Source organism: Streptomyces sp. AK08-02 (assembly GCF_033795085.1).
In the GTDB taxonomy this organism is placed as follows: Bacteria; Actinomycetota; Actinomycetes; order Streptomycetales; family Streptomycetaceae; genus Streptomyces; species Streptomyces echiniscabiei.
In genome coordinates this window covers 182,134-201,911 of the sequence record NZ_JARAZV010000018.1, presented here as the reverse complement: position 1 = coordinate 201,911, position 19,778 = coordinate 182,134, and the positions used below count along the sequence as shown (strand labels likewise).

Below are 19,778 nucleotides of genomic sequence, written 5' to 3'. Positions count from 1 at the left end.
AGGGAGGGCTCTTATGGCGAAGCAGGAGCGCGCCATCAGGACGCGCAGGGCGATCCTGGAAGCCGCGGGCGCGGTTTTCGACGAGCACGGCTACACCTCCACGACCATCTCGATGGTCCTGGAGCGGGCCGAGGTCACCAAGGGAGCCCTGTACTTCCACTTCCCTTCCAAGGAATCGCTCGCGCAGGCGGTGCTCCACGAGCAGGTGCCGTTCGGCAGTGTGCCGACGCAGCCCTGCAAGTTGCAGGAGATCATCGACATGACGTTCGTGGTCGGCCAGCGGCTGCTGACCAACTCCCTGCTGCGGGGCAGTGTCCGGCTGGCGGTGGACCAGGAGACACCGAACCACGTCGATCACTCGGAGCCGTTCCGGCAGTGGTCGGAGCGGCTGACGTCCCTGATGGAACAGGCTCGGGGGCAGGGCGAGTTGCTGCCCACGGTGGATCCCCCGGAGACGGTGGACCTGCTGGTCGGCGGCTTCACCGGCATCCAGCTGATGTCGCGGGCGATGACCGACCGGGCCGATCTCGGCCACCGGCTGTCCGTGCTGTGGGCGCACGTACTGCCGAGCATCGCGGTGCCGGGGCTGCTGCTCGGCCTCGACAGCAGGGCGGACCGGGGTGCCCGGGTCCTCTCCTCGATCGACTCCCTCGACCTGCGGGCGTCGTGATCCTGCTGACCGGCGCGACCGGCACGGTCGGGCGTCTGGTGGCCCGGCGTCTTCCCGTCGCCGAGCCGGTACGGCTGCTGGTCCGCGACCCCGCCCGCGCCGCCGCCCTCGTGGGTGCGCACGCCGAGGTGGTGGGCGGTGACTTCGAGGATCCCGCCAGTCTGCGCCGGGCGCTGACCGGTGTCCGGTCGGCGCTGCTCGTGACTGTCGATCCGCTGACGCACACCCACGACGAGAACTTCCTGACGGCCGCCCGGGCCGCGGGAGTCGGGCACATCGTGAAGCTGACCACCCTGTCGGTGACCGAGCCCGACGCGACCGACCTGGTCACGGAGTGGCAGCGGGAGAACGAGCGGCTGCTGCGCGCCTCGGGCCTGTCCTGGACCCTGCTGCGACCGCGCGCCTTCATGTCCAACACCCTGGGCTGGGCCGGTTCGATCCGGGCGGAGGGTGTGGTGCGGAGCCCGGGCGGTACCGTCCCCACGGCGGCGATCGACCCCCGGGACATCGCGGATGTGGCGGTACGGGCGCTCACGGCTCCGGAGGGCCGCACCGGAACGGCGTACGCGCTGACCGGGCCCGCGGGAGTGACCCCGGTGCGACAGGTCGAGATCCTGGGCGAGTTGCTGCACCGCCCCCTGGAGTTCGTGGAACTGACGGAGGATCAGGTGCTGCGCGGGCTGATCGCTCGCTACCCGGAACCGGTGGCCCGTGCCCTCGCGGAGAGTGCGGGGCGCGGGCGGCACGGGTCGAAGGGGCAAGTGGAGCCGGCCGTCGCGGAGTTGCTCGGGCGACCCGCGCGCGGATACCGGGAGTGGGCGGCGGAGCATCTGTCGGAGTTCGGCGGCCCGGCGGCACGGTGACGAGCACGTGGCCGGCGCGGCATGGCCCGCACACGACGGCGGGTCGACCGGCGTCCATCCACGCCGATCGACCCGCCCGTTTCTGTCACACCGTCAGTTCCGCTGAACCGACGGGTGGTTCGGCCCTGTGGGCCTGTGCTCGGAAGATCAGAAGGTGAGCTTCCAGCTGTTGATCCTGCCGGTGTCCGACGAGGCCACGTCCTGGACACGCAGCTTCCAGGTGCCGTTGGCGGTCTCGCTGGAGGCGTCCACCGTGTACGTGGTGTTCACGTTGTCGGCGGAGTCCGAGGTGCTGGATGCCTTCAGCGGGTAGGTCGTGCCGTCGGGTGCCACCAGGGTGATGACCAGGTCACCTCGGTAGGTGTGGGTGATGTCGACGCCCACCTGGAGAGCCGAGGGGGCGTTGCCGGTCCGGCCGCTGACGGCGATCGAGGACTCGACGGCCGCGCCGTTGTCCGGGATGGAGACAGCGGTGCCGGAGGAGAAGACGGTCCCCGTCGTGCCGCCACCGGTGCTGCCGCTCACGGCCTGCACGGTCTTGGTCGCGTCGGCCAGACCCGCACCGCAGCCGCCCGAGCAACTGCCGGGCAGGGCACGGGCGTTGTTCTTGATGGCCGTCTCGATCTGGGCCGGGGTGAGCGAGGAGTTCGCCGACTTCATCAGCGCGACCAGGCCCGCGATGTGCGGGGTGGCCATGCTGGTGCCCTGGTAGTAGGCGTACGACTCGGTGGACGGGGTCTTCGCGCCGGAGTTCAGCGTGGAGAGGATGCCGTTCGCGGTGCCGGTGCTCATCTCACCACCGGGGGCCGAGATGTCCACGACGGAGCCGAAGTTGGAGTAGGAGGCCCGGGCGCCGGTGCGTCCGGTCGCGGCGACGGTGATGACGTTGTTGCAGTTCGCCGGGTTGGAGGTGGAAGCGTTCGCGTTCTCGTTGCCGGCCGCGACGACCACCGTGGTGCCCCGGTTGACCGCGCCGGTGATGGCGCTCTGGGTCGCCGCGGAGCAGGCGCCGCCCCCGCCGAGGCTCATGTTGATGACCTTGGCGACGTTGGTGTTGGCCGGGACGCCGGAGACGGTGCCGCCGGACGCCCAGGTGATGGCGTCGATGATGTCGGAGTCGTAGCCGCCGCACTTGCCGAGCGCGCGGACCGGGGAGATCTTCGCGTTGTACGCGATGCCCGCGACGCCCTTGCTGTTGTTGGCGACGGCGGCGATGGTGCCCGCGACGTGCGTGCCGTGCCAGGAGGAGGAGCTGCCCTCGGTCTGCTCGCACTCGCCGGCGGCGTACCAGTCGCCCGGGTCGGCCGGGTTGCTGTCGCGGCCGTCACCGTCGACGGAGACCGCGGTGTCGGCGATGAAGTCGTAGCCGCCGACGATGTTCGCGGCGACGTCGGAGTGCGTGACGTAGCCGGTGTCGATGACGGCGACGGTCACGCCGGTGCCGGTCGCGGTGGTCCAGGCGCCGGGGACGCGCATACCCGCGGCGGCCTCGAAGAGGTCCCACTGCTTGGCGTACTCGGTGTCGTTCGGGTCCGCCATCGGCTTCTTGAGACGGTCCGGCACGACATAGGCGACCTGCGGATCGGCCTTGTACTCGGCGATGACGTCGGCGACGTCCGTCTTGCTGAGCTCCTCGCCCAGGTCGACGAGGGCGGCACCGGTACCGAGACGGCGCTGGAAGTCCAGGTCTTCGCCGGCCTCCTTGCCCTTGGCCGCGGCGTCGGCGTCGGCGGCCTGGTTCGACGTGGCCTCGGCGGTGCCCGCCTTGTAGCCGACGATGAGTCGCTCGGCCGGGGCGGCGACCGCCTGTGCGGCGGCGTCCAGGCTGGCGCCGGGGGCGGCGGGTTCCTGGGCGACGGCGACCGACGTGGTGGCCGCGGCCACCAGGGCCGCGGCGACCGCGGCGACGGATATCAGCTTCCGCCCCGTGACACGGGTGGGTGAAGTACGCAAGGGCTTGCCTTTCGGGGGCCGTACTCCGGGCGGCGCGGGCAGCGAGGAGTGGCGGGATTCGCTTCGTCGTCGAAGCGGCGGGGGGTGCGGTTCGAAAAGCGGCGCGGCGGCCGGCCAAGCGCGAGCGGCCCGTTCCGGGGTTACCTGTGGGGCGGCTGTGGTGGAACAGTAGGCAAAGAGAAGGTCATCCGGATACAGGGGAAACCCTCGATACGTCCAAATCCGCACCCTCGAACAACGGAAACCGGCCCTGTACACAGGCCAGTTGACCGGGGTTGACCGGGTTGGGCGAGTTGCGTGGATTCCCGGCGCCGGGCGCCGGTTGAACGCGGGCCACCCGCTTCCCGTACTGCCCGAAGGCAGACCTGTCCTTGGGTCGGCCCGCAGCAGCTCTGTTCCCCCTGGTCGAGGAGACGTCCCGGATGACCGTCCACCGCCGCACTCTTCCGGCCGCCGTACTCGCGGGGGCCGCCGCTTTCGCGGCACCGCTGCTGCTCACGTTGTCGGCGGCGGGCCCGGCTCAGGCGCACGGTGCGCCCACCAAGCCGGTCAGCCGCGCCTTCGCCTGTTCCCCCGACGGCGGCAGCCTGGCCACGACCGCGGCCTGCCGGGCGGCGGTCACCGCGAACGGCGGGGCGCCCTTCACCTTCTGGGACAACCTGCGGGTAGCGAACGTCAACGGCCGGGACCGCGCGGTGATCCCCGACGGCCGGCTCTGCAGCGGCGGCCTGCCCGACTACCGGGGGCTCGACCTCGCCCGCTCCGACTGGCCCTCGACCACCCTGACGCCGGGCGCGCGGCTGACGATGACGTACCGCTCGACGATCCCGCACACGGGCACGTTCAAGATGTTCCTGACGAAGCCCGGGTACGACCCGTCCGGCCCGCTGAAGTGGTCCGACCTGCCCGACCGGCCGTTCGCCGAGGTCAAGGACCCCACGCTGACGGGCGACGCGTACCGCATCGAAATGACGCTGCCGTCCGACCGGACCGGCCGCCATGTCCTGTACACGATCTGGCAGAACTCCAGCACGCCGGACACGTACTACTCGTGCTCGGACGTGGTGTTCCCGGCAGCGAAGGGCAACGCGGGCAGCACGGGTGGCACCGACGACTCGGGCGCCTCCACGCCGACGGCCACCGCCCCGTCCGCGGCGCGGTCCGGGTCGGCCGCTTCGGCGACGCCTGCCGAGCAGCCGGCCCGGGCCGCGGAGACGGAAGAGGCGGCGGAGTCCGCCGACTCCGCCGCCCCACAGGCCGCGGGCACCGTGGCCGGCGCACCGGTGGCCTCGACCACCGACGATGCCGGACCACGGCACCTGATCGCGGGCGCCGCCGCGGCCGTACTGCTCGCCACGGTCGCCGCCATTGTCCTACGGCTGCGCCGCCGGTGAACACCGTTGGCCCAGCCACTTATTGACGGTTCGTCAGTTGACGAAGACCGTGGCGTTGCCCTGCGTCACGTCCGTCACCGGGGCGTACTTGGCGGTGAAGTAGCCGCTGGCGAAGCACAGCCCCGAACCGGACGTCTTGGTGAACGCCTGGGCCGTGAAGTTGATGCTGTTGTCGGCGGCACCGGTCGTGCCCGTGAGGCTGGGCGCCTGGTAGACACAGTTGATGCTGCCCAGCAGGGTGCGCAGCACCACGGTCGTCTGGATGGTGGAGCCCGCTGCCGGGGTGACGGAGACGGAGCCGTCGGAGCCCACCACGGTGGTGTAGGGCAGGTTGTTGACGGTCACGCTGGTCACACCGAGCACGCCGAGCACATTGCTGGTGCAAGTGCCGAAGGTGTGCGCGGTGACCGACTCGGTGGCGCTGGCGGGCGCCGCCGGGTTGTCGGTGACAGCCGCCGTGAAGGTGGACGCCGCACAGGAGACACCGCTGGTGCCGGTCGCGCTGGAGTAGAGGGTGGCGGCGGTGCCGCTGGCGAGGGAGGCGCTGAGGACGTCGCCCACGGCGACGGCGTCGCCGGCCGCGCTGTTGACGGTGAGCACGGTGTCGGCGGCGGACGCGGGGGTGACCGCGGCGACCGAGAGACCGGCGACGGCGGCGGCGAGGGCGAGGGCGGAGCGGGTGCGAGTACGCATGATGCGGGTGCCTCTTTCTTTGGAACTGGGGGTGTTGGGGGTGGCGCCGAGGAGGCCAGGGCGCGCGAACGTACGCGTGCGGGACGCATGAAGGACGCTGGAAAACGCCGTTACCGGCCCGTAACGCCTTCTCCGTACGTGACGGACCGGCAACGACAACCGGCCGGTGACCGGAGGAAGGCTTGGAGGGAGGCTTCCTGACCGGACCGGGCGGGACAGGGCGACCCGGCGGCGGCCCAGGGGGGAAACGGCCGTGCCGGTGCCTCGGGGGCGGACTTGAGGAATGAGCTGAGAGTCCGGGAAGAGCGGTGACTCGCACCGCTGCGGATCCGGCGCCACGGATCCGGGGAAACCAGCTAGTTTCTAGACCTGAGGAACCGTCAACGTCAAGACATCAGACGGAAGTTGATGTCCCCGATCGAACTTTCCCGTGAACTTCCGCGCACCTCACCAACCGGTGCGGCACCCCTCCGGAAGCCCGCCGGCAGCCCCTCGGGCGCCTTGGAGGACCATCGATCGGCCCGCAAAGTCACAGGTGGCGCATAATCCGCACCCTTTTTCCACAACTCCCTTGACCCCCCAAAGTAACCACGGGTAACTTCCTCGGCGGCTACTGGTGCGTAACCGTGAAAGCCCTTGCAACCGCCGGGAGTTGCGAGGGGAGGTAACGCCACAGGCGCTGTCCGCGCCAGGACAACGTGCCACTGAAGCGTGACCAGCATTGACGCACTGACTATGTAGTGGGAGCAGACCATGGCTTCGTCCTCGGACGCCTCGTCGTCCGCTGGATCCAACCCCGAAGGGCCAGGAAGCGGTAACGCTTCCGACGGCTCCGGGGGCGCGGGATCCACCAACGTGTCCGAATTCTTCGAGGGTGCCGGAAAGGGCACCGAGCTGCGTGGGCGGGTCCGTATGCGTCGCGCAGCCGTGATGGCGGTGCCGGCCACTCTGGTCGCCGCCTCACTCGCGGTTCTCACCGCGCAGGGCGCCCTGGGCGTCCAGTTCGCCATCTCCGGCATGCCGTTCACGGTCACCGCGACCGAGATGAACGGCACCGGTTTCGAGCAGTTCGGCGGCCTCGACAACATGATCAAGGACAGCCCGAACGAGGGCGACACCGGCGGCCAGGTCCTGATCATCACCACCGCGATCAAGAACGCGACGATCACCAAGCTGTGCCAGAGCGTGGACCTCGGTGGCGTCAACCTGCTGATCAAGGCGGGCGGCAACGGCACGCCGGTGTCCGCGACCGACCTGACGCTCGACGGCACCGAGCAGTCGGGTGACGCGTCCTTCAGCAACATCGAGATCGGCAACGACGCCAGCACGCTCAGCAAGGCGGGCGTCCAGGGTCCCGCGGGTGTCTTCAGCCAGCAGGCGGACTCCATCCGCATCGCCAACCTGCGCTCGACCAACTACGCCACCACAGCAGCCGTGTTCAAGCTGCCCGGGCTGAAGCTCAGCTTCAGCTCGTCGGGTTGCTGATGTCCGGCATCGAGCAAGAGGGGGTGGGGCCCGCCTTCAGAAACTGGCGGGCCCACCGTCCGTTCGTGGGCGGGCTGCTGCTCACCCTGGGCGGCGTGGAGATCCTCGTTACGATGAAGGTCTCCCTGAAGATCGTCGTGCACCTGGGTATGCAGGGCCTGGCAGGCTTTCTGCTGCCGGCGCTGATGGTGGTGGTCGGTCTGCTGATCCTCTTCAATCCCGCGCAGCGCCTGTTCTACTCGATCGTCGGCATCATGCTGACGCTGGGCACCTGGGTCACCTCGAACCTCGGTGGCTTCTTCATCGGCCTCGCTCTGGGCGCCGTGGGCAGCTGCATGGCGTTCGGCTGGCTTCCCAACCAGGAACCCCGGGTCAGCCGCAGCCAGCGACGCGAGGACAAGAAGCAGGGCAAGGCCGACATGGAATCCACGGAGGCCCCAGCGGCGGACGACGGTCAGGGAGACGGCGAGGGCAGCCTGCGTGGCTCGATGCGCTCCTCCACCGCCGCGTCCCCGTCGCACGTGGCGACATAGGCACCCCTGCCCGGCAACTCCGCGACTGCCTCGACGAGTTCGGTCCCTCGGTACACGAGGCCGACCCCGTCGTCGGTGCAGTGCGTGGTGGGCAGGGTGCCGTCGGCGACAAGCCGGTGGACCAGCGGGCGGCGGCCCGCGTCACTGTCGTAGTGCACACCGTTGCCGTACGGCAGGAAACCCAGCGCGTCGGTGAGCGGCCTCAGTTCGGGGCCGAAGGAATCGGTGGTGCCCCCTCTGAACCAGCAGAGGGAGCCCGCGCTCACCCCGCTGAGCACCACGCCTGCCTCCCAGGCACGCCGCATGATCCGGTCGAGGCCGTGCACCCGCCAGACCGCCAGCAGATTCGCCACCGAGCCACCCATGACCCAGACGACGTCCTGGTCGAGCACCGCACCCTCGACGTCGTCCAGGTTGGGCATGGGGAACAGGTGCAGCGGCGTGAGGTCGAAGCCCGCGACCCGGGCGGCCTCACCCATGCGGGCCGTGAAGTGCTCCGCGTCCCCGATCGCCGTACCGACGTAGAGCACGCGTGGTCTGCGGCCGTGGACCCCTGACAGGTCCACGGCGTGATGGACGAGGGCGTCGAACGCCACCATGGTCCGGCCGCCGGCGCGGTGTCCGCCGGAGGTCGCGAGGATGGTCGGTTCGGAAGCGGGCATGCCGATGACCCTACCGATCGGCGACGGGCTCCCGTCGGTCGGCGACCGCCTCGGCCGTAACCGACTCGGTCCGCAGGGGCTCGGCCCGCTCGACCACGGGTTCAGCGGGGAAACCGCCGCTCACCTGCGAAGATCCCTCCCCCGCCGGCCCAGTCGCCGCCCCGTCCTCCTTCAGCGCCTGCGCCTCGCTCTTGAGGATGCGCATCGAGCGACCCAGGGCGCGTGCCGTGTCCGGCAGCTTCTTCGAGCCGAACATCACGATGAACACGATGGCCACCACCAGCAGGTGCCAGGGTTCCAGTCCGTTCCGGAGCACAACCTCACCGCCCTTTCCTTCGTCAGACATAACAGTTGCCACTTTGCGCAACTGTACAACCAGGGTGAGACGTGAGAAGGGCGCCGATGACCACCAGCACTAGCAGACCGGCCGTACCCCCGCGACAACGGTCCGGGGCGGGCACCCGGCGGCGGAAGCCGGGGCGGCGCGGACGGCTGGCCCTGGCGATCACCCTCTCGCTCCTGCTGCTCGCCGCGGCCGGCGCCGGCTGGGTCTATCTGAAGCTGGACAGCGACATCAAGACCTTCGACGGGGGCGGCCTCTCGGACAACCGCCCCGCCGCCGGCTCCTCCAAGGGCGAGAACGTCCTGGTGATCGGCTCGGACGCGCGCAACGACGGCAACGCCGCGCTCGGCGGCGGCGACGTCAACGACATCGGCCGCTCCGACACCGCCTTCCTGCTGCACGTCTACGCCGACCACAAGAACGCCGTCGCCGTCTCCATCCCCCGCGACACCATGGTCACGATCCCGCCCTGCAAGCTGCCCGACGGAAAGTGGACGGCCGCGCGGCCGGACACCATGTTCAACGCGGCCTACTCGGTCGGCGAGACCGCCAAGGGCAATCCCGCCTGCACGCAGAACACCGTCGAGAGCCTCACCGGTCTGCGTGTCGACCACACCGTGGTCATCGACTTCAAGGGCTTCGCCGCGCTGACCGACGTGGTGGGCGGGGTGAAGGTGTGTCTCCCCAAGAAGCTGTACGAGGGTGATCTCAACCCCAAACGCCCCACGCGCGGCAAGATGCTCTTCGACAAGGGCGAGCAGACCGTCTCGGGGCAGAAGGCGCTGGACTACGTCCGGATCCGGCACGGCATCGGCGACAACTCCGACATAGGCCGGATCAAGCGCCAACAGGCCTTTGTGGCAAGCCTGATGAAGGAGGTCAAGAGCAACGGGCTGAGCCCGACCAATCTGCTCCCCCTCGCCGACGCGGCCACCAAGTCCCTGACCGTGGACCCCGGTCTCGGCTCCGCCCAGAAGCTGATCTCCTTCGCGATGTCGCTGAAGAACATCGACCTGCACAACACCAAGTTCGTCACCATCCCCTGGCGGTACCAGGGGAAGCGCGTCGCGATCGTCGAACCCGACGCGAGCGATCTCTGGGCGGCCCTGAAGGCGGACCGCACCCTGGACGGCAAGGACGCGAGCGGAAAGAAGAAGACCCCCGTGAGCCCCCGTCCCACAGCGCCCGCCCCAACTCCCGTGTCCGGCAAGGGAATCACCGTCACCGTCTACAACGGCACGACCGTCACGGGCCTGGCCGCGAAGGCCGCCACCGAGCTGGCCGCCCAGGGTTTCACGGTCACCGGCACGGCGACCGCCCACAGTCAGGACCACGCGACGACGGTCATCGAGTACGGCCCCGAGCACAAGGCTCAGGCCCAGACGGTGGCCCGTGCCTTCCCCGGCGCGGCCATGCAGCCGGTGCCGGGGGCGGCCATCAACGTGGTCCTCGGCCAGTCCTACAAGGGCGGCGCCACGTCCGCGCCGCAGCCGACCTCAGTCCCGAAGGACGTCGTCGAGGGAGCCCGCTCGGCGGACGACAACCCCTGCTCGAACCTCACCTACGGCTGAACCGCCACCGCCGGGCGACAGCGAGGGCACCCCCGTACAGCCCCAGCACCGCCGCCAGAAGGGCGTAGTACGGCCCCGGGAGTCCCACCAGCCCCAACGGCGGGCCGAGGGGGGACAGCGGCAGCAGCAGCCCGGCGGTGGCCAACCCGGCCGCGGCCCGCCCGACGGCTCCCCGGATCCGGCCGCCGCCACGCAGGAGCACCATGACGACGGCCTGGGTGAGGAGGTTCTCGGTGAACCAGGCCGAGTGGAAGACAGCCTGGCCGTCCGGGGTGCCGGGGCCGTGCGGGGCGAGGGCGAGCACGGCGAAGGTGGCGAGGTCGGCGACGACGTTGAGCGCGCCGAAGCCGCCGAGGAAACGCAGGAGGTCACGGGGGCGCGCGACGGTCGGCCCGGCCAGGACGCCCGGCGCGGGACGGTCGTAGGCGTAGGCCAGTTGGGCCGCGTCGAAGCACAGGTTCTGTGCGAGGACCTGGGCCGGGAGCATCGGAAGGAAGGGCAGCACGAGTCCGGCGGCGAGCATCGCGACGACATTGCCGAGGTTCGAGGAGAGCGTGACGCGCAGATACGTGGTGATGTTGCCGCTGCTGTGCCGGCCGGCCGTGACGGCGTGGGCGACCGCGACGAGGTCCTTGTCCCCCAGGACGACGTCCGCGCTCTCGCGGGCCACGTCGACGGCGGTCCGCGGCGCGATCCCGACGTCGGCGGCGGCCAGCGCGGGCACGTCGTTCGTCCCGTCGCCGAGGAAGCCGACGGTGTGCCCGCCGGCCCGCAGCGCGGCGACGATCCGGGCCTTGTGGGCGGGGGCGCAGCGCGCGAAGACGGTCGTACGGCGGGCCAGGTCCGTCAGTTCGGCGTCGCCGAGGCCGACAGCGGCGTCCGCGTCCACGACCTCCCCTGGATCGAGGCCCAGGTCGTGGCAGACACGGGCGGCCGTGCCCGGATGGTCGCCGGTGAGGATCTTCACGCCCACCCCGAGCGCGGCGAGGGCGTGCAGGGCTTCGGCGGCGGTGGGCGCGAGGTCGTCCCGGAGGGCGACGAAACCCCGGAAGGTCAGGCCGTGTACGTCGGCCGGGGTCCACTCACGGGTGCGCGCGGGCCGCTCGGCGGTCGCGACGGCGAGCAGGCGCAGTCCGCTCGACGCCCGCTCATCGGCGCGCGCGAGGAGCCGTGCCCGTTCGGCGGGGTCCAGCGCGCACCGTTCGACGACGTCCGCGACCGCGCCCTTGACGACGAGGACATGGGTCCCAAGGCGCCCCCGTACCACCGCCGTGGCCAGTCGACGCACGGGGTCGAAGGGCAGTGCCGCCACCCCGTCGTACCGTTCGCCGACCGGTCCGGCCGCTGTCAGGAGCGCTTCGTCGAGAGCGTCCGGGGTGGGCGGGTCGGCGAGTTGCAGGGTCCACCAGGCGGCGGCGGCGGCCCAGTCGAGCACCTCCGGATCGTCCCGGCCGGCGGCGTCCGTGGACCGTTCGACGACGGGCCGGTCCTGGGTGAGCGTGCCGGTCTTGTCGAGGCACAGGACGTCGACCGCGCCCAGGTCGTGCAGCGCCGGCAGCCGTTTCACCACGACCCCGTGCGCCCGGGCGAGGCCCGAGGCGCCACGGGCCAGACAGGTGCTGACGACGACCGGCAGCATCTCGGGCGTCAGTCCGACGGCCACCGCGACGGCGAAGGGCAGCGTCTCCGGTCCCTGCCGGCGCAGCGCCGCGCTCGCCGTCAGCACGAGCGGCGGGGCGAGCAGCATGAACCGGATCAGCAGCCAGGAGATCCCCTGCAACGACCGGTCGAAGGCGCTCCTGTCCCGCGCCGCGACCGTCTTGTGCGCGCCCGCGAAGCAGGTACGCGTCCCCGTGGCCACCACCACGGCGGTGGCGCTTCCGGAGGCGACGGCACTGCCCTGGAAGCACAGCTCGGGCCGCGCGAACACCCCCCGGCCCGCGGCACCCGGCCGAGCGTCCTTCGCGACCGGCGCCGACTCGCCCGTCAGCGGCGCCTGGTGCACGGTCAGCCCGGTCGCGCGCAGCAGTCGTACGTCCGCCGGGACCAGGTCACCGGGTCCGAGCCGGATCACGTCGCCCGGGACGAGTTCGGCGACGGGGATCTCCCGGGCGAGCGGCGGCCCGTCCTCCTGGGGCCTTCGCAGGACCGTCGCGGTACCGGTGACCAGTTCGCGCAGCCCCATGAGGAAACGTTCCGCCTGATGTTCTCCCGAGGCGCGCAGCACACAGCTGACCGCGACCAGGGAAAGGATCACCGCGGCCGTCCCCCAGGCCGTGACAGCGGCGGAGACAAGCCCGAGACAGAGCAGTACGGCGGTGAAGGGGTCGCGCAGGCTCCGTACGAACCGGACGGGCCGGCGGATCGGGCGGGCGGCCGGAACGACGTTCTCCCCGACGGCCGCCAGCCGCGCCTCGGCCTCGTCGTCGGTCAGAGCGCTCGCGAAACCTTCGAGCCGTCGTGGCGTCCGGAGCTCAGACTCCACGGAGGTGCCGTACGGGGGCGCCCTCGGCCCGGTCGGTCAGCCGCCCGACCAGCAGCCGCACGACGGTGACGATGTCCGGGTCGTCGACGAGGTACACCTGTCGGCGCCCTTCGCGTCTGGAGCGTACGAGCCCGGCGAGTCTCAGCTTGGTGAGGTGCTGGCTCACGGCGGGCAGCGCGCCGCCCACCCGCTCGGCGAGCCCCGTCACATCGCTCTCGCCCTGCGCCAGCGCCCACATGATGTGCAGCCGCGCGGGCGAGGCGAGCAGCCCGAACGCTCCGGCGGCCTCCGCCAGCACCTCGGCGGACGGATCGTCGAAACCTGTGTCGCCCGTACCTGTCACCACCGCGCCAGTTTAGGCGGGTGCGCGGCCCGTGCTGCGTCGCACGATGAGGTGGGCGGGAATGACGGAGACCACCGCGCCGGAGTCCGTGGCCGCCTCCTCCCCGCCGTCGATCCGCGCGAGGAGCAGCCGCAGCGAACGGGTGCCGATCTCCTGGAAGTCGGTGCGGACGGTGGTGAGCGGGGGCAGCAGATGGGCGGCTTCCGGGATGTCGTCGTAGCCGACGACGCTGACGTCGTCCGGGACCCGGCGGCCGGCCTCGTGGAAGGCACGCAGCGCGCCGAGCGCCATCTGGTCGTTGGAGGCGAAGACGGCGGTGACGTCCGGATCACGGGCGAGCCGCCGGCCCAGTTCGTACCCGGAGTCCGCGCTCCAGTCGCCGACGAGCGGCTCGGGCACCTCGGCCCCGGCCTTCTCCAGGGTCTCGCGCCAGCTCGCGGCCCGCCGTTCCGCGGACGTCCAGCCGGCCGGTCCCGCGATGTGCCGCACCGTACGGTGGCCCAGCCCCAGAAGGTGCTCGGTGGCCAGGAGCGCCCCGCCCCGGGAGTCGGCGGTGACCATGGGGGTGTCGTCGCCCAGGGCGTTGTCCATCACGACGAGGGGGATGTCGAGGTGGGCCTCGGCGAGCGCCCTGCCGACGCGCCGCTGCGGGGCGATGGCGATGACCCCGTCGGCGCCCTCCGCCGACAGCCGGTCCACGGCCTGGACGACGGTGTCCCGGTCGGCGGTGTCGAGGGCGATGGAGCTGACCAGGTAGCCGGCGTCCTGGGCGGCGGTGTTGATCGCGGTGAGCGTGGAGGCGGGCCCGTAGCGGGCCGCGTCGAAGGAGATCACCCCGAGCATCCGGGTCCGCCCGCTGGCCAGCGACCGCGCACTGCGGCTCGGCCGGTAGCCGAGCGAGCGCATGGCCGCCAGCACCGACTCGCGGGTCTCGGCCCGTACGGCGGGGTTGTCGTTGAGCACCCGTGACACCGTCTGCTTGGAGACACCGGCCAGACGTGCCACGTCGTCCATCACCGGCCGTGTGCCCGCGAAGTTGCGTCGGCTGCGTCCCTTGGGAGCGGCGCCGCCACCGGCACTTCGGGTCATGGGGGTCGCATCCTTCGGCTTTGTCGCGCGGCGGTCGTGCCCCGCCCGGCTGGCCCACAGGATAGGCCGCCGGACGGGGGTGACCACTGACCGCCCTACCCCGCGACCACGTGAGTCCGGACCGTGACCCACTCGACCCGCGATACCGAGGCCTCCCCCACCGGCACGGGCACCGGCAGGTACACGGGTGCCTCGGCCGGGAACGGCAGCACCCGCACCCGCAGCCCACCGCCGGCGCGCAGTGCGTCGGCGGGCAGCCGGTCGAGGCCGATCTCCCAGACACGCCCGGAGAAGTACTGGTCGGCGACGAGTGTGTCTCCCGCATACGCGCGGGCGACGTCTCCGGTCCAGTGGACGCGCAACAGGGTTCCGGTGCGCGGGAGTTCGTCCGGTACGGCGATGAGGTACTCGGCGGCGGAGGTGTCGAAGCAGCTGTCGGCGGGGGCACTGGCCCGGTCCAGTACGCCGGTAGCGGTCTCGGGGGCGGGCCCTGCGGCCCGGACCAGGGACACGTCCAGGGTGCCGGACGCGCCGCCGGTGGGGAGCGTGTAGCGGGTGAACACCCCGTCGGCGACGCCGGCCGGGATCTCGCCGGGGGGCCGCTCGGGTGCGGGCAGCACGGCGAGCGAGGTCCCCGCCGCCGGACTGTGCACCCGTACCTCACCGGCGGACTCGTCGAAGACGACCCCGCCGCCGTCACCGCACAGGAGCAGCCGCTCGGCGCCCCAGGCCCTGCCCCGGTAGGCGGTGCGGGCGGTCGCCGCGTCCAGCACCAGCAGGCCGACCTGTCCGCCGTCCGGCGTCCCGACCTCGACGAGCGCGTCCGTACCGGGTCGCAGCCCGGTGACGAGGAAGCGTCCGTCGGCGGACACGACCTTCCCCATGGGGGTGTGCACATACCGCAACGTCGCGATGTCCAGGGCGAGTTCGACGGGAATCCCGTCGGTGGCGGCCAGCACCAGGACGGTACGTCCGCCGACGTCGACCGTGCACACCGGCTGGGCGGTGGCCCAGTCGAGCCGGAGCCCCGCCACGTCGAGGCGTAACGGCCAGCAGAAGTAGGCACCTTGAGGAACCGTCACCGGTGCGCTGGGAAAGGTCAGTTCAGGACCGTCCGGAAGGGCGACCGTGAACGAGGTGTCCGGACGGTCCGGCAGCGGCTCGTGCGGCTGGTGGTTGTTGACGAAGAGGAACCCGGAGTGGCCGTCGCTCCGGACGGCCCACCGCAGGGTGTCCCGGTCGCCCTGCCCGGCCGGCAGCCGCTCGGGCAGCACGGACTCCATGGGTGCGACGCGCTCACCGAAGTCCGCCAACAGCAGGTGCTGGAGGCGCAGTTCGTCGTACGAGGGCCGGTACTGCCCGTACTCGCCGAGCGGCGCCTGGAAGTCGTACGTCAGGACGGGCAGGTCGTTGGGGTAGCCGGTGGCGTGGGACTCCTGGAGGGTGGTCAGCTCGCCCACCGGGTTGGTGCCGCCGTGGAACATGTAGTAGCCCTGCCAGACCGAGCCGCACCCGATCTTCGTGAGCGCGAGCGCGCCGACGTCGGCGGCGTCGACGCGTGGCCGACGGTGATAGGCCACCGCCATCCCGCCGCCCAACTCACAGGTGGCCCAGGGAAAGCGGTCCGTCGGCGCCGGTTCGCCGCCCCGCACATGGGTCGGCCGCAGGTCGGCGCCGATACCCTCGTCGTCGCGCTGGTGGGTGAAGAAGAAGTGCTTGCGGCAGGTGTCGGGCCAGCCGCCGTCCCACTCGGTCCAGAAGGTCTCGGGGTAGCCGCCGAACAGCGGAAGCAGTTCGTCGGGCGGGAGTTGGACCCCGCCCCAGGCCGTCGAGGTCCAGAGCGGGGCGCTCAGCCCGGCCTCCTGCGCCATCCGCTTCAGGGTGAGGAGATGGCCGGGCCCGTCGTACAGTTCGTTCTCGATCTGGATGGCGACGATCGGGCCGCCGTGCGCCCGGTCGAGTCCCTTCAACTGCTCGGCGAGCGCGGTGAACCAGCCCCGTACGGCTTCCAGGTAGGCGGGGTCGTCGGTGCGGGGCGCGGGAGTGCGGGCGAGCAGCCAGTCGGGCAGCCCGCCGTTCCGTACCTCGGCGTGGCTCCAGGGTCCGATGCGCGGGACGAGGTCCAGGCCGTGGCGGGCGCAGAGTTCGGCGAAGCGACGCAGGTCTCGGTCGCCGTCGAAGCGGATCCGGCCCTCGGTCTCCTCGTGGTGGATCCAGATGAGGTAGCCGGCGACGACCGTCACTCCGGCCGCCTTCATCTTCAGCAGCTCCTCCTCCCACTCCCCGGCCGGGTAGCGGGTGTGGTGGAACTCGCCGGAGACGGGGAACCAGGGACGTCCGCCACGGGTGAACCAGCGGCTGGTCACCCCGATCGGGTCGGCGGCTCCCGGTGCGTCGGAGAAGGGGAGGTGGCCGCTGAGCGGGGGTTCGGCGGTCGTGGGGACCCGGAGGAAGTGGCGGGTCATGGCTTCACCGGGCCCAGGTCGGGCGTGTCGGTCAGCAGAGCCCGCACGGAGGTGGTGGCGTTCAGCTCAAGGAGCAGCAGCTCGTTGGTGCCCGGGCGCAGTACGGGCGCGGGCACGTAGAGGGTGCGCTGCGGTCCGCGGTTCCAGTAGCGGCCCAGGTGGAAGCCGTTGATCCAGGCCTGGCCCTTGGTCCAGCCGGGCAGCGACAGGAAGGTGTCGGCGGGGGCCTCGACCTCGAACGTGCCCCGGTGGAAGGCGGGTTGGGCGGCCTGGGTCGCGTCCGAAGGAGCGAAGGGGAGCGCGCTGAGGTCGTCCAGGGTCAGGGGGTGGCTGTCCCAGCCGCGCAGGGCGTCGCCGTTGAGGGTGACCGCCCCGAGGAGCCCCTTGGGCGAGCCGATGCGCGGCCCGTAGTTGACCCCGCCCATGTTCTCCACGAGCACCTCGACCGACGCTCCGGCGAAGGGGATCCGGACGGGCAGGGACTCGTCGTGCCGCTCACGTTCGAGGACGCCGACGGGGGCTCCGTCGACGAACACCTGCGCCCGGTCGCCCACTCCGCCTGCGAAGTGCAGCAGTCCGTCGCCCGCGAGGGGTGCGGTGGTGCGGTAGAGCACGTAACCGGCGCGCAGCCCCAGTTCGTCCATGGTCACCGGGTCCTCGGTGCGCACGGGCTTGGCGAGGAGCCCCACATGGGGCAGCAGCGGTGCCCGCTGCTCCAACTCGACGACGGTGGGCGGGAGTTTGACGCTCGGCGCGGGGACCGGCTCGTCGGGGACGGGCGCGTGCCGGGCGATGACGTCCCGGAAGGCGTGGTACTTCGGTCCGGGGTCGCCGTTCTCGGTGAGGGCGGCGTCGTAGTCGTAGGAGGTGACCATGGGCTGGTAGGCGTGGTCGTGGTTGGCGCCGTTGGTGAAGGCGAAGTTGGTGCCGCCGTGGAACATGTAGATGTTGACGGACGCGCCCGCCGAGAGCAGCCGGTCCAGGTCGGCGGCGGCGTCGGCCGCGTCCCGGGTGTGGTGCTCCTCGCCCCAGTGGTCGAACCAGCCGATCCAGAACTCCGCGCACATCAGCGGACCTTCGGGCTGATGCGCCCTCAACTGCTCCAGTGAGGCTGCGACCTTGCTGCCGAAGGTGCCCGTGGTGAGCACGCCGGGGAGACTGCCGGCCGCGAGGTGCTCGGGGTTGGCCTGGTCGCAGGTGAAGAGCAACTCCCCGATCCCGCGCGAGCGCAGAGCCTCCGCGAGGTGTTCGAGATACGCGGCGTCGTGGCCGTAGGCCCCGTACTCGTTCTCCACCTGGACGGCGATGACGGGACCGCCCGACTCGGCGAGGTACGGCAACAGGGGCGGCAGCAGCAGGTCGAGGTAGCGGTCGATGGCGCCGGTGAAGCGGGGATCGCTGGAGCGCAGCCGGATGTCGGGATCGGTGGTGAGCCAGGAGGGCAGACCGCCGCCGTCCCACTCGGCGCAGATGAACGGTCCGGGCCGCAGCAGGACGTGCAGCCCCTCCGCCTGGGCCAGCCGCAGATAGCGCGGCAGGTCGAGGATGCCGTCGAGGGCGAGTGTGCCGGGCTCGGGCTGGTGCAGGTTCCAGGGGACGTACGTCTCCACGGTGTTGAGGCCCATCAGACGGGCCTTGCGCAGCCGGTCGGCCCACTGGTCGGGGTGGACGCGGAAGTAGTGCATCGCGCCGGAGATGATCCGGAACGGTTCGCCGTGCAGCAGGAAACCGTCGGACGTCGTTGTCAGGGCGGGCATGCGGGGGTTTCCCTTCGGTTCGTGCGCTCCAGCCGGTGCGCTGGAGGGGCAGGTGCGGGTGGAGGAGGTGCAGGTGGAGGGGCGGACGCGGGTCAGGTGCGGGTGGGCGGCCGAGGCGATCGTCAGCGGCCGTCGAGCGGTCGGGTGTTCATCGCACCCGGGTCGCCCGGGTCGCCCCGGTCGCCCGGATCAGCCAGACCGTCGCCGCCAGGCACAGCGCCGAGACCCCGCCCAGCAGCAGCGGCACGGCCCGTACGCCGGACCACTCGATGGCCTTGCCGAGCGCCGGTCCCGCGGCCACTCCCCCGGCCATCGACGCGGCGATGACCACGGCGCCGGCTCTTCGCGCCCCCGAGGCGGCCCGGTTCAGCCAGGGCAGTCCGGTGGGGAAGATCGGCGCGATGAAGAGGCCGACGCCCGCATAGGCGTAGGGGGCGAGTCGGGGTACGGCGGCCAGGAACAGACAGACGGTCATACCGGCGCAGGACGCCGCGACGATCGTCTGCGGCGAGAAGCGCAGGGCGAGCGGGGCGGCCAGGAACCGGCCCACGGTCATCATCAGCCAGTACACGGAGGTGGCCGTGGCGGCGGCTGTGGCCCCGTAGCCGACAGTCTCCAGGTGCGTCGGCTCCCAGCCGCCGACGCCCGCCTCGATACCCACGTGCAGGACATAGAGGGTGACGAAGACACCGATCACGGAAGCCAGGCTGCGGGCCGGCACCTGTCCGCCGGGGCGGCCGGACTCGTCGGACTCGGGCGCGGGAGCCGGCTGCGGGAGGTGTTCCCGTACGCCTCGAAGACACAGCAGCAGGGGCAGGTTGGCGAGGGAGAAGGCCAGGAAGACGGCCGGATAGTGCTCGGAGCCGACCGCGCCGATCAGCGCCGGGCCGAGGATCGCGCCGACGCCGAAGTGGGCGTTGAGGATATTCAGCATCGCCGTCGAACGCTCGCCGAAGCCGACCGCGAACAACTGGTTGAGGCCGTAGTCGATACCGCCGAACCCGAGCCCCGCGAGCAGGGCGGCGGCCAGGGCAACGGGCCAGTTCGGCGCCAGCGCGAAGCCCGCGGCGCCGACTGCCATCAGCACGTACGAGCTGCCGAGGATGCGCCGGTTGCCGATCCGCCCGTGCAGCCGGTCGAACAGCAGCACCCCGACGACCCCTCCGGCGAAGTGCGCGCTCAGACCGAGGCCAACGGCCGACGGGGAGAGCCCGAACTCTTTCCGGAAGGCCGGGATCGACGGGCCGTACAGGGCCTGGATGACCCCGATCAGCACGAAGCCGAGGCAGGAGGCGACCACGGCGACGGGGCTGAAGACGGGAGTGGTCGCGGTCGCAGGGGCCGTGAGGTCCACAGGGGCCCCGGGGACCGCCGGAGGCACGGGGGCCGCCGAGGAGGCTCGTCGCTCCGTGACCGCCGGATGCCCGGAGGGTTGGTCGGTCACGTGGACTCCCGTCGCCTTGGTGGGGAAC

16 protein-coding genes are annotated in these 19,778 nt (G+C 71.5%); 6 read left to right on the top strand and 10 right to left on the bottom strand.

The features are described from left to right. The first annotated feature begins 13 nt into the window (after positions 1-13). The gene (locus tag PV734_RS34385) at positions 14-670 is read left to right on the top strand and encodes a ScbR family autoregulator-binding transcription factor (RefSeq protein WP_319095823.1); all 657 of its coding nucleotides are present in this window, start codon (positions 14-16) and stop codon (positions 668-670) included. After that, entirely contained in the window at positions 667-1,533 is an 867-nt protein-coding gene (locus tag PV734_RS34380) for an NAD(P)H-binding protein (protein ID WP_319095824.1), read from the top strand. The genes PV734_RS34385 and PV734_RS34380 overlap by 4 nt, the downstream gene beginning before the upstream one ends. A 147-nt stretch (positions 1,534-1,680) precedes the next feature. Here PV734_RS34380 and PV734_RS34375 read toward each other — a convergent pair whose 3' ends face one another. After that, positions 1,681-3,486, bottom strand: a complete 1,806-nt coding sequence (locus PV734_RS34375) for a S8 family peptidase (protein WP_319293426.1) — start codon at positions 3,484-3,486, stop codon at positions 1,681-1,683. Positions 3,487-3,908: 422 nt separating this feature from the next. Between PV734_RS34375 and PV734_RS34370 the strand changes: the two genes are divergently transcribed. After that, the gene (locus tag PV734_RS34370; protein WP_319095826.1) at positions 3,909-4,880 is read left to right on the top strand and encodes a lytic polysaccharide monooxygenase; all 972 of its coding nucleotides are present in this window, start codon (positions 3,909-3,911) and stop codon (positions 4,878-4,880) included. Positions 4,881-4,913: 33 nt separating this feature from the next. Here the strand turns inward: PV734_RS34370 and PV734_RS34365 are convergent, their stop codons facing one another. Continuing rightward, positions 4,914-5,573 carry a Tat pathway signal sequence domain protein gene (locus PV734_RS34365; RefSeq protein ID WP_319095827.1) on the bottom strand — a complete coding sequence of 220 codons (660 nt, stop codon included), beginning with the start codon at positions 5,571-5,573 and terminating at the stop codon, positions 4,914-4,916. A 753-nt stretch (positions 5,574-6,326) separates the two neighbouring features. Here PV734_RS34365 and PV734_RS34360 point away from each other — a divergent pair. Next, complete coding sequence (locus PV734_RS34360; RefSeq protein ID WP_319095828.1) at positions 6,327-7,058, top strand: DUF6230 family protein; 732 nt, start codon at positions 6,327-6,329, stop codon at positions 7,056-7,058. Next, entirely contained in the window at positions 7,058-7,591 is a 534-nt protein-coding gene (locus tag PV734_RS34355) for a DUF6114 domain-containing protein (protein WP_319293425.1), read from the top strand. The genes PV734_RS34360 and PV734_RS34355 overlap by 1 nt, the downstream gene beginning before the upstream one ends. On the opposite strand, the gene PV734_RS34350 is transcribed toward PV734_RS34355, so the two are convergent. Next, positions 7,513-8,253: a peptidase E gene (locus PV734_RS34350; RefSeq protein ID WP_319293424.1), complete on the bottom strand. Its 741-nt coding sequence runs from the start codon at positions 8,251-8,253 to the stop codon at positions 7,513-7,515. The two genes, PV734_RS34355 and PV734_RS34350, sit on opposite strands and share 79 nt — an antisense overlap. 10 nt (positions 8,254-8,263) lie before the next feature. Continuing rightward, positions 8,264-8,569, bottom strand: coding sequence for a Sec-independent protein translocase subunit TatA (gene tatA, locus PV734_RS34345; protein ID WP_319095954.1), 306 nt, complete (start codon positions 8,567-8,569; stop codon positions 8,264-8,266). Positions 8,570-8,655: 86 nt separating this feature from the next. On the opposite strand from tatA, the gene PV734_RS34340 reads away from it, so the two are divergent. After that, positions 8,656-10,167: an LCP family protein gene (locus PV734_RS34340; protein ID WP_319293423.1), complete on the top strand. Its 1,512-nt coding sequence runs from the start codon at positions 8,656-8,658 to the stop codon at positions 10,165-10,167. Here PV734_RS34340 and mgtA read toward each other — a convergent pair. The 6 genes from mgtA to PV734_RS34310 form a co-directional block, all read right to left on the bottom strand. Further along, on the bottom strand, positions 10,154-12,652 hold the full coding sequence (gene mgtA, locus PV734_RS34335; protein ID WP_319293422.1) for a magnesium-translocating P-type ATPase: 2,499 nt from the start codon (positions 12,650-12,652) through the stop codon (positions 10,154-10,156). The two genes, PV734_RS34340 and mgtA, sit on opposite strands and share 14 nt — an antisense overlap. Then, positions 12,642-12,998 (bottom strand): metalloregulator ArsR/SmtB family transcription factor, encoded by a 357-nt coding sequence (locus PV734_RS34330; protein ID WP_319095833.1) that lies wholly within the window; start codon positions 12,996-12,998, stop codon positions 12,642-12,644. Before PV734_RS34330 ends, mgtA begins: the two co-directional genes overlap by 11 nt. A gap of 9 nt (positions 12,999-13,007) precedes the next feature. Next, complete coding sequence (locus PV734_RS34325; protein WP_319095834.1) at positions 13,008-14,084, bottom strand: LacI family DNA-binding transcriptional regulator; 1,077 nt, start codon at positions 14,082-14,084, stop codon at positions 13,008-13,010. 95 nt (positions 14,085-14,179) lie between these two features. After that, the gene (locus PV734_RS34320) at positions 14,180-16,549 is read right to left on the bottom strand and encodes a beta-galactosidase (RefSeq protein ID WP_319293421.1); all 2,370 of its coding nucleotides are present in this window, start codon (positions 16,547-16,549) and stop codon (positions 14,180-14,182) included. Next, the gene (locus tag PV734_RS34315; protein ID WP_319095836.1) at positions 16,546-18,306 is read right to left on the bottom strand and encodes a beta-galactosidase family protein; all 1,761 of its coding nucleotides are present in this window, start codon (positions 18,304-18,306) and stop codon (positions 16,546-16,548) included. Before PV734_RS34315 ends, PV734_RS34320 begins: the two co-directional genes overlap by 4 nt. Positions 18,307-18,454: 148 nt before the next feature. Further along, positions 18,455-19,660 (bottom strand): MFS transporter, encoded by a 1,206-nt coding sequence (locus PV734_RS34310; protein WP_319293453.1) that lies wholly within the window; start codon positions 19,658-19,660, stop codon positions 18,455-18,457. Between the last annotated feature and the right edge of the window lie 118 nt (positions 19,661-19,778).

Bases quoted from the DNA above. Each gene is read 5' to 3' on its own strand.
- PV734_RS34365 (WP_319095827.1), bottom strand. From the start codon at position 5,573: ATGCGTACTCGCACCCGCTCCGCCCTCGCCCTCGCCGCCGCCGTCGCC.
- PV734_RS34325 (WP_319095834.1), bottom strand. From the start codon at position 14,084: ATGACCCGAAGTGCCGGTGGCGGCGCCGCTCCCAAGGGACGCAGCCGA.
- PV734_RS34385 (WP_319095823.1), top strand. From the start codon at position 14: ATGGCGAAGCAGGAGCGCGCCATCAGGACGCGCAGGGCGATCCTGGAA.
- PV734_RS34340 (WP_319293423.1), top strand. From the start codon at position 8,656: ATGACCACCAGCACTAGCAGACCGGCCGTACCCCCGCGACAACGGTCC.
- PV734_RS34355 (WP_319293425.1), top strand. From the start codon at position 7,058: ATGTCCGGCATCGAGCAAGAGGGGGTGGGGCCCGCCTTCAGAAACTGG.
- PV734_RS34360 (WP_319095828.1), top strand. From the start codon at position 6,327: ATGGCTTCGTCCTCGGACGCCTCGTCGTCCGCTGGATCCAACCCCGAA.
- PV734_RS34370 (WP_319095826.1), top strand. From the start codon at position 3,909: ATGACCGTCCACCGCCGCACTCTTCCGGCCGCCGTACTCGCGGGGGCC.
- PV734_RS34315 (WP_319095836.1), bottom strand. From the start codon at position 18,306: ATGCCCGCCCTGACAACGACGTCCGACGGTTTCCTGCTGCACGGCGAA.
- PV734_RS34350 (WP_319293424.1), bottom strand. From the start codon at position 8,253: ATGCCCGCTTCCGAACCGACCATCCTCGCGACCTCCGGCGGACACCGC.
- PV734_RS34320 (WP_319293421.1), bottom strand. From the start codon at position 16,549: ATGACCCGCCACTTCCTCCGGGTCCCCACGACCGCCGAACCCCCGCTC.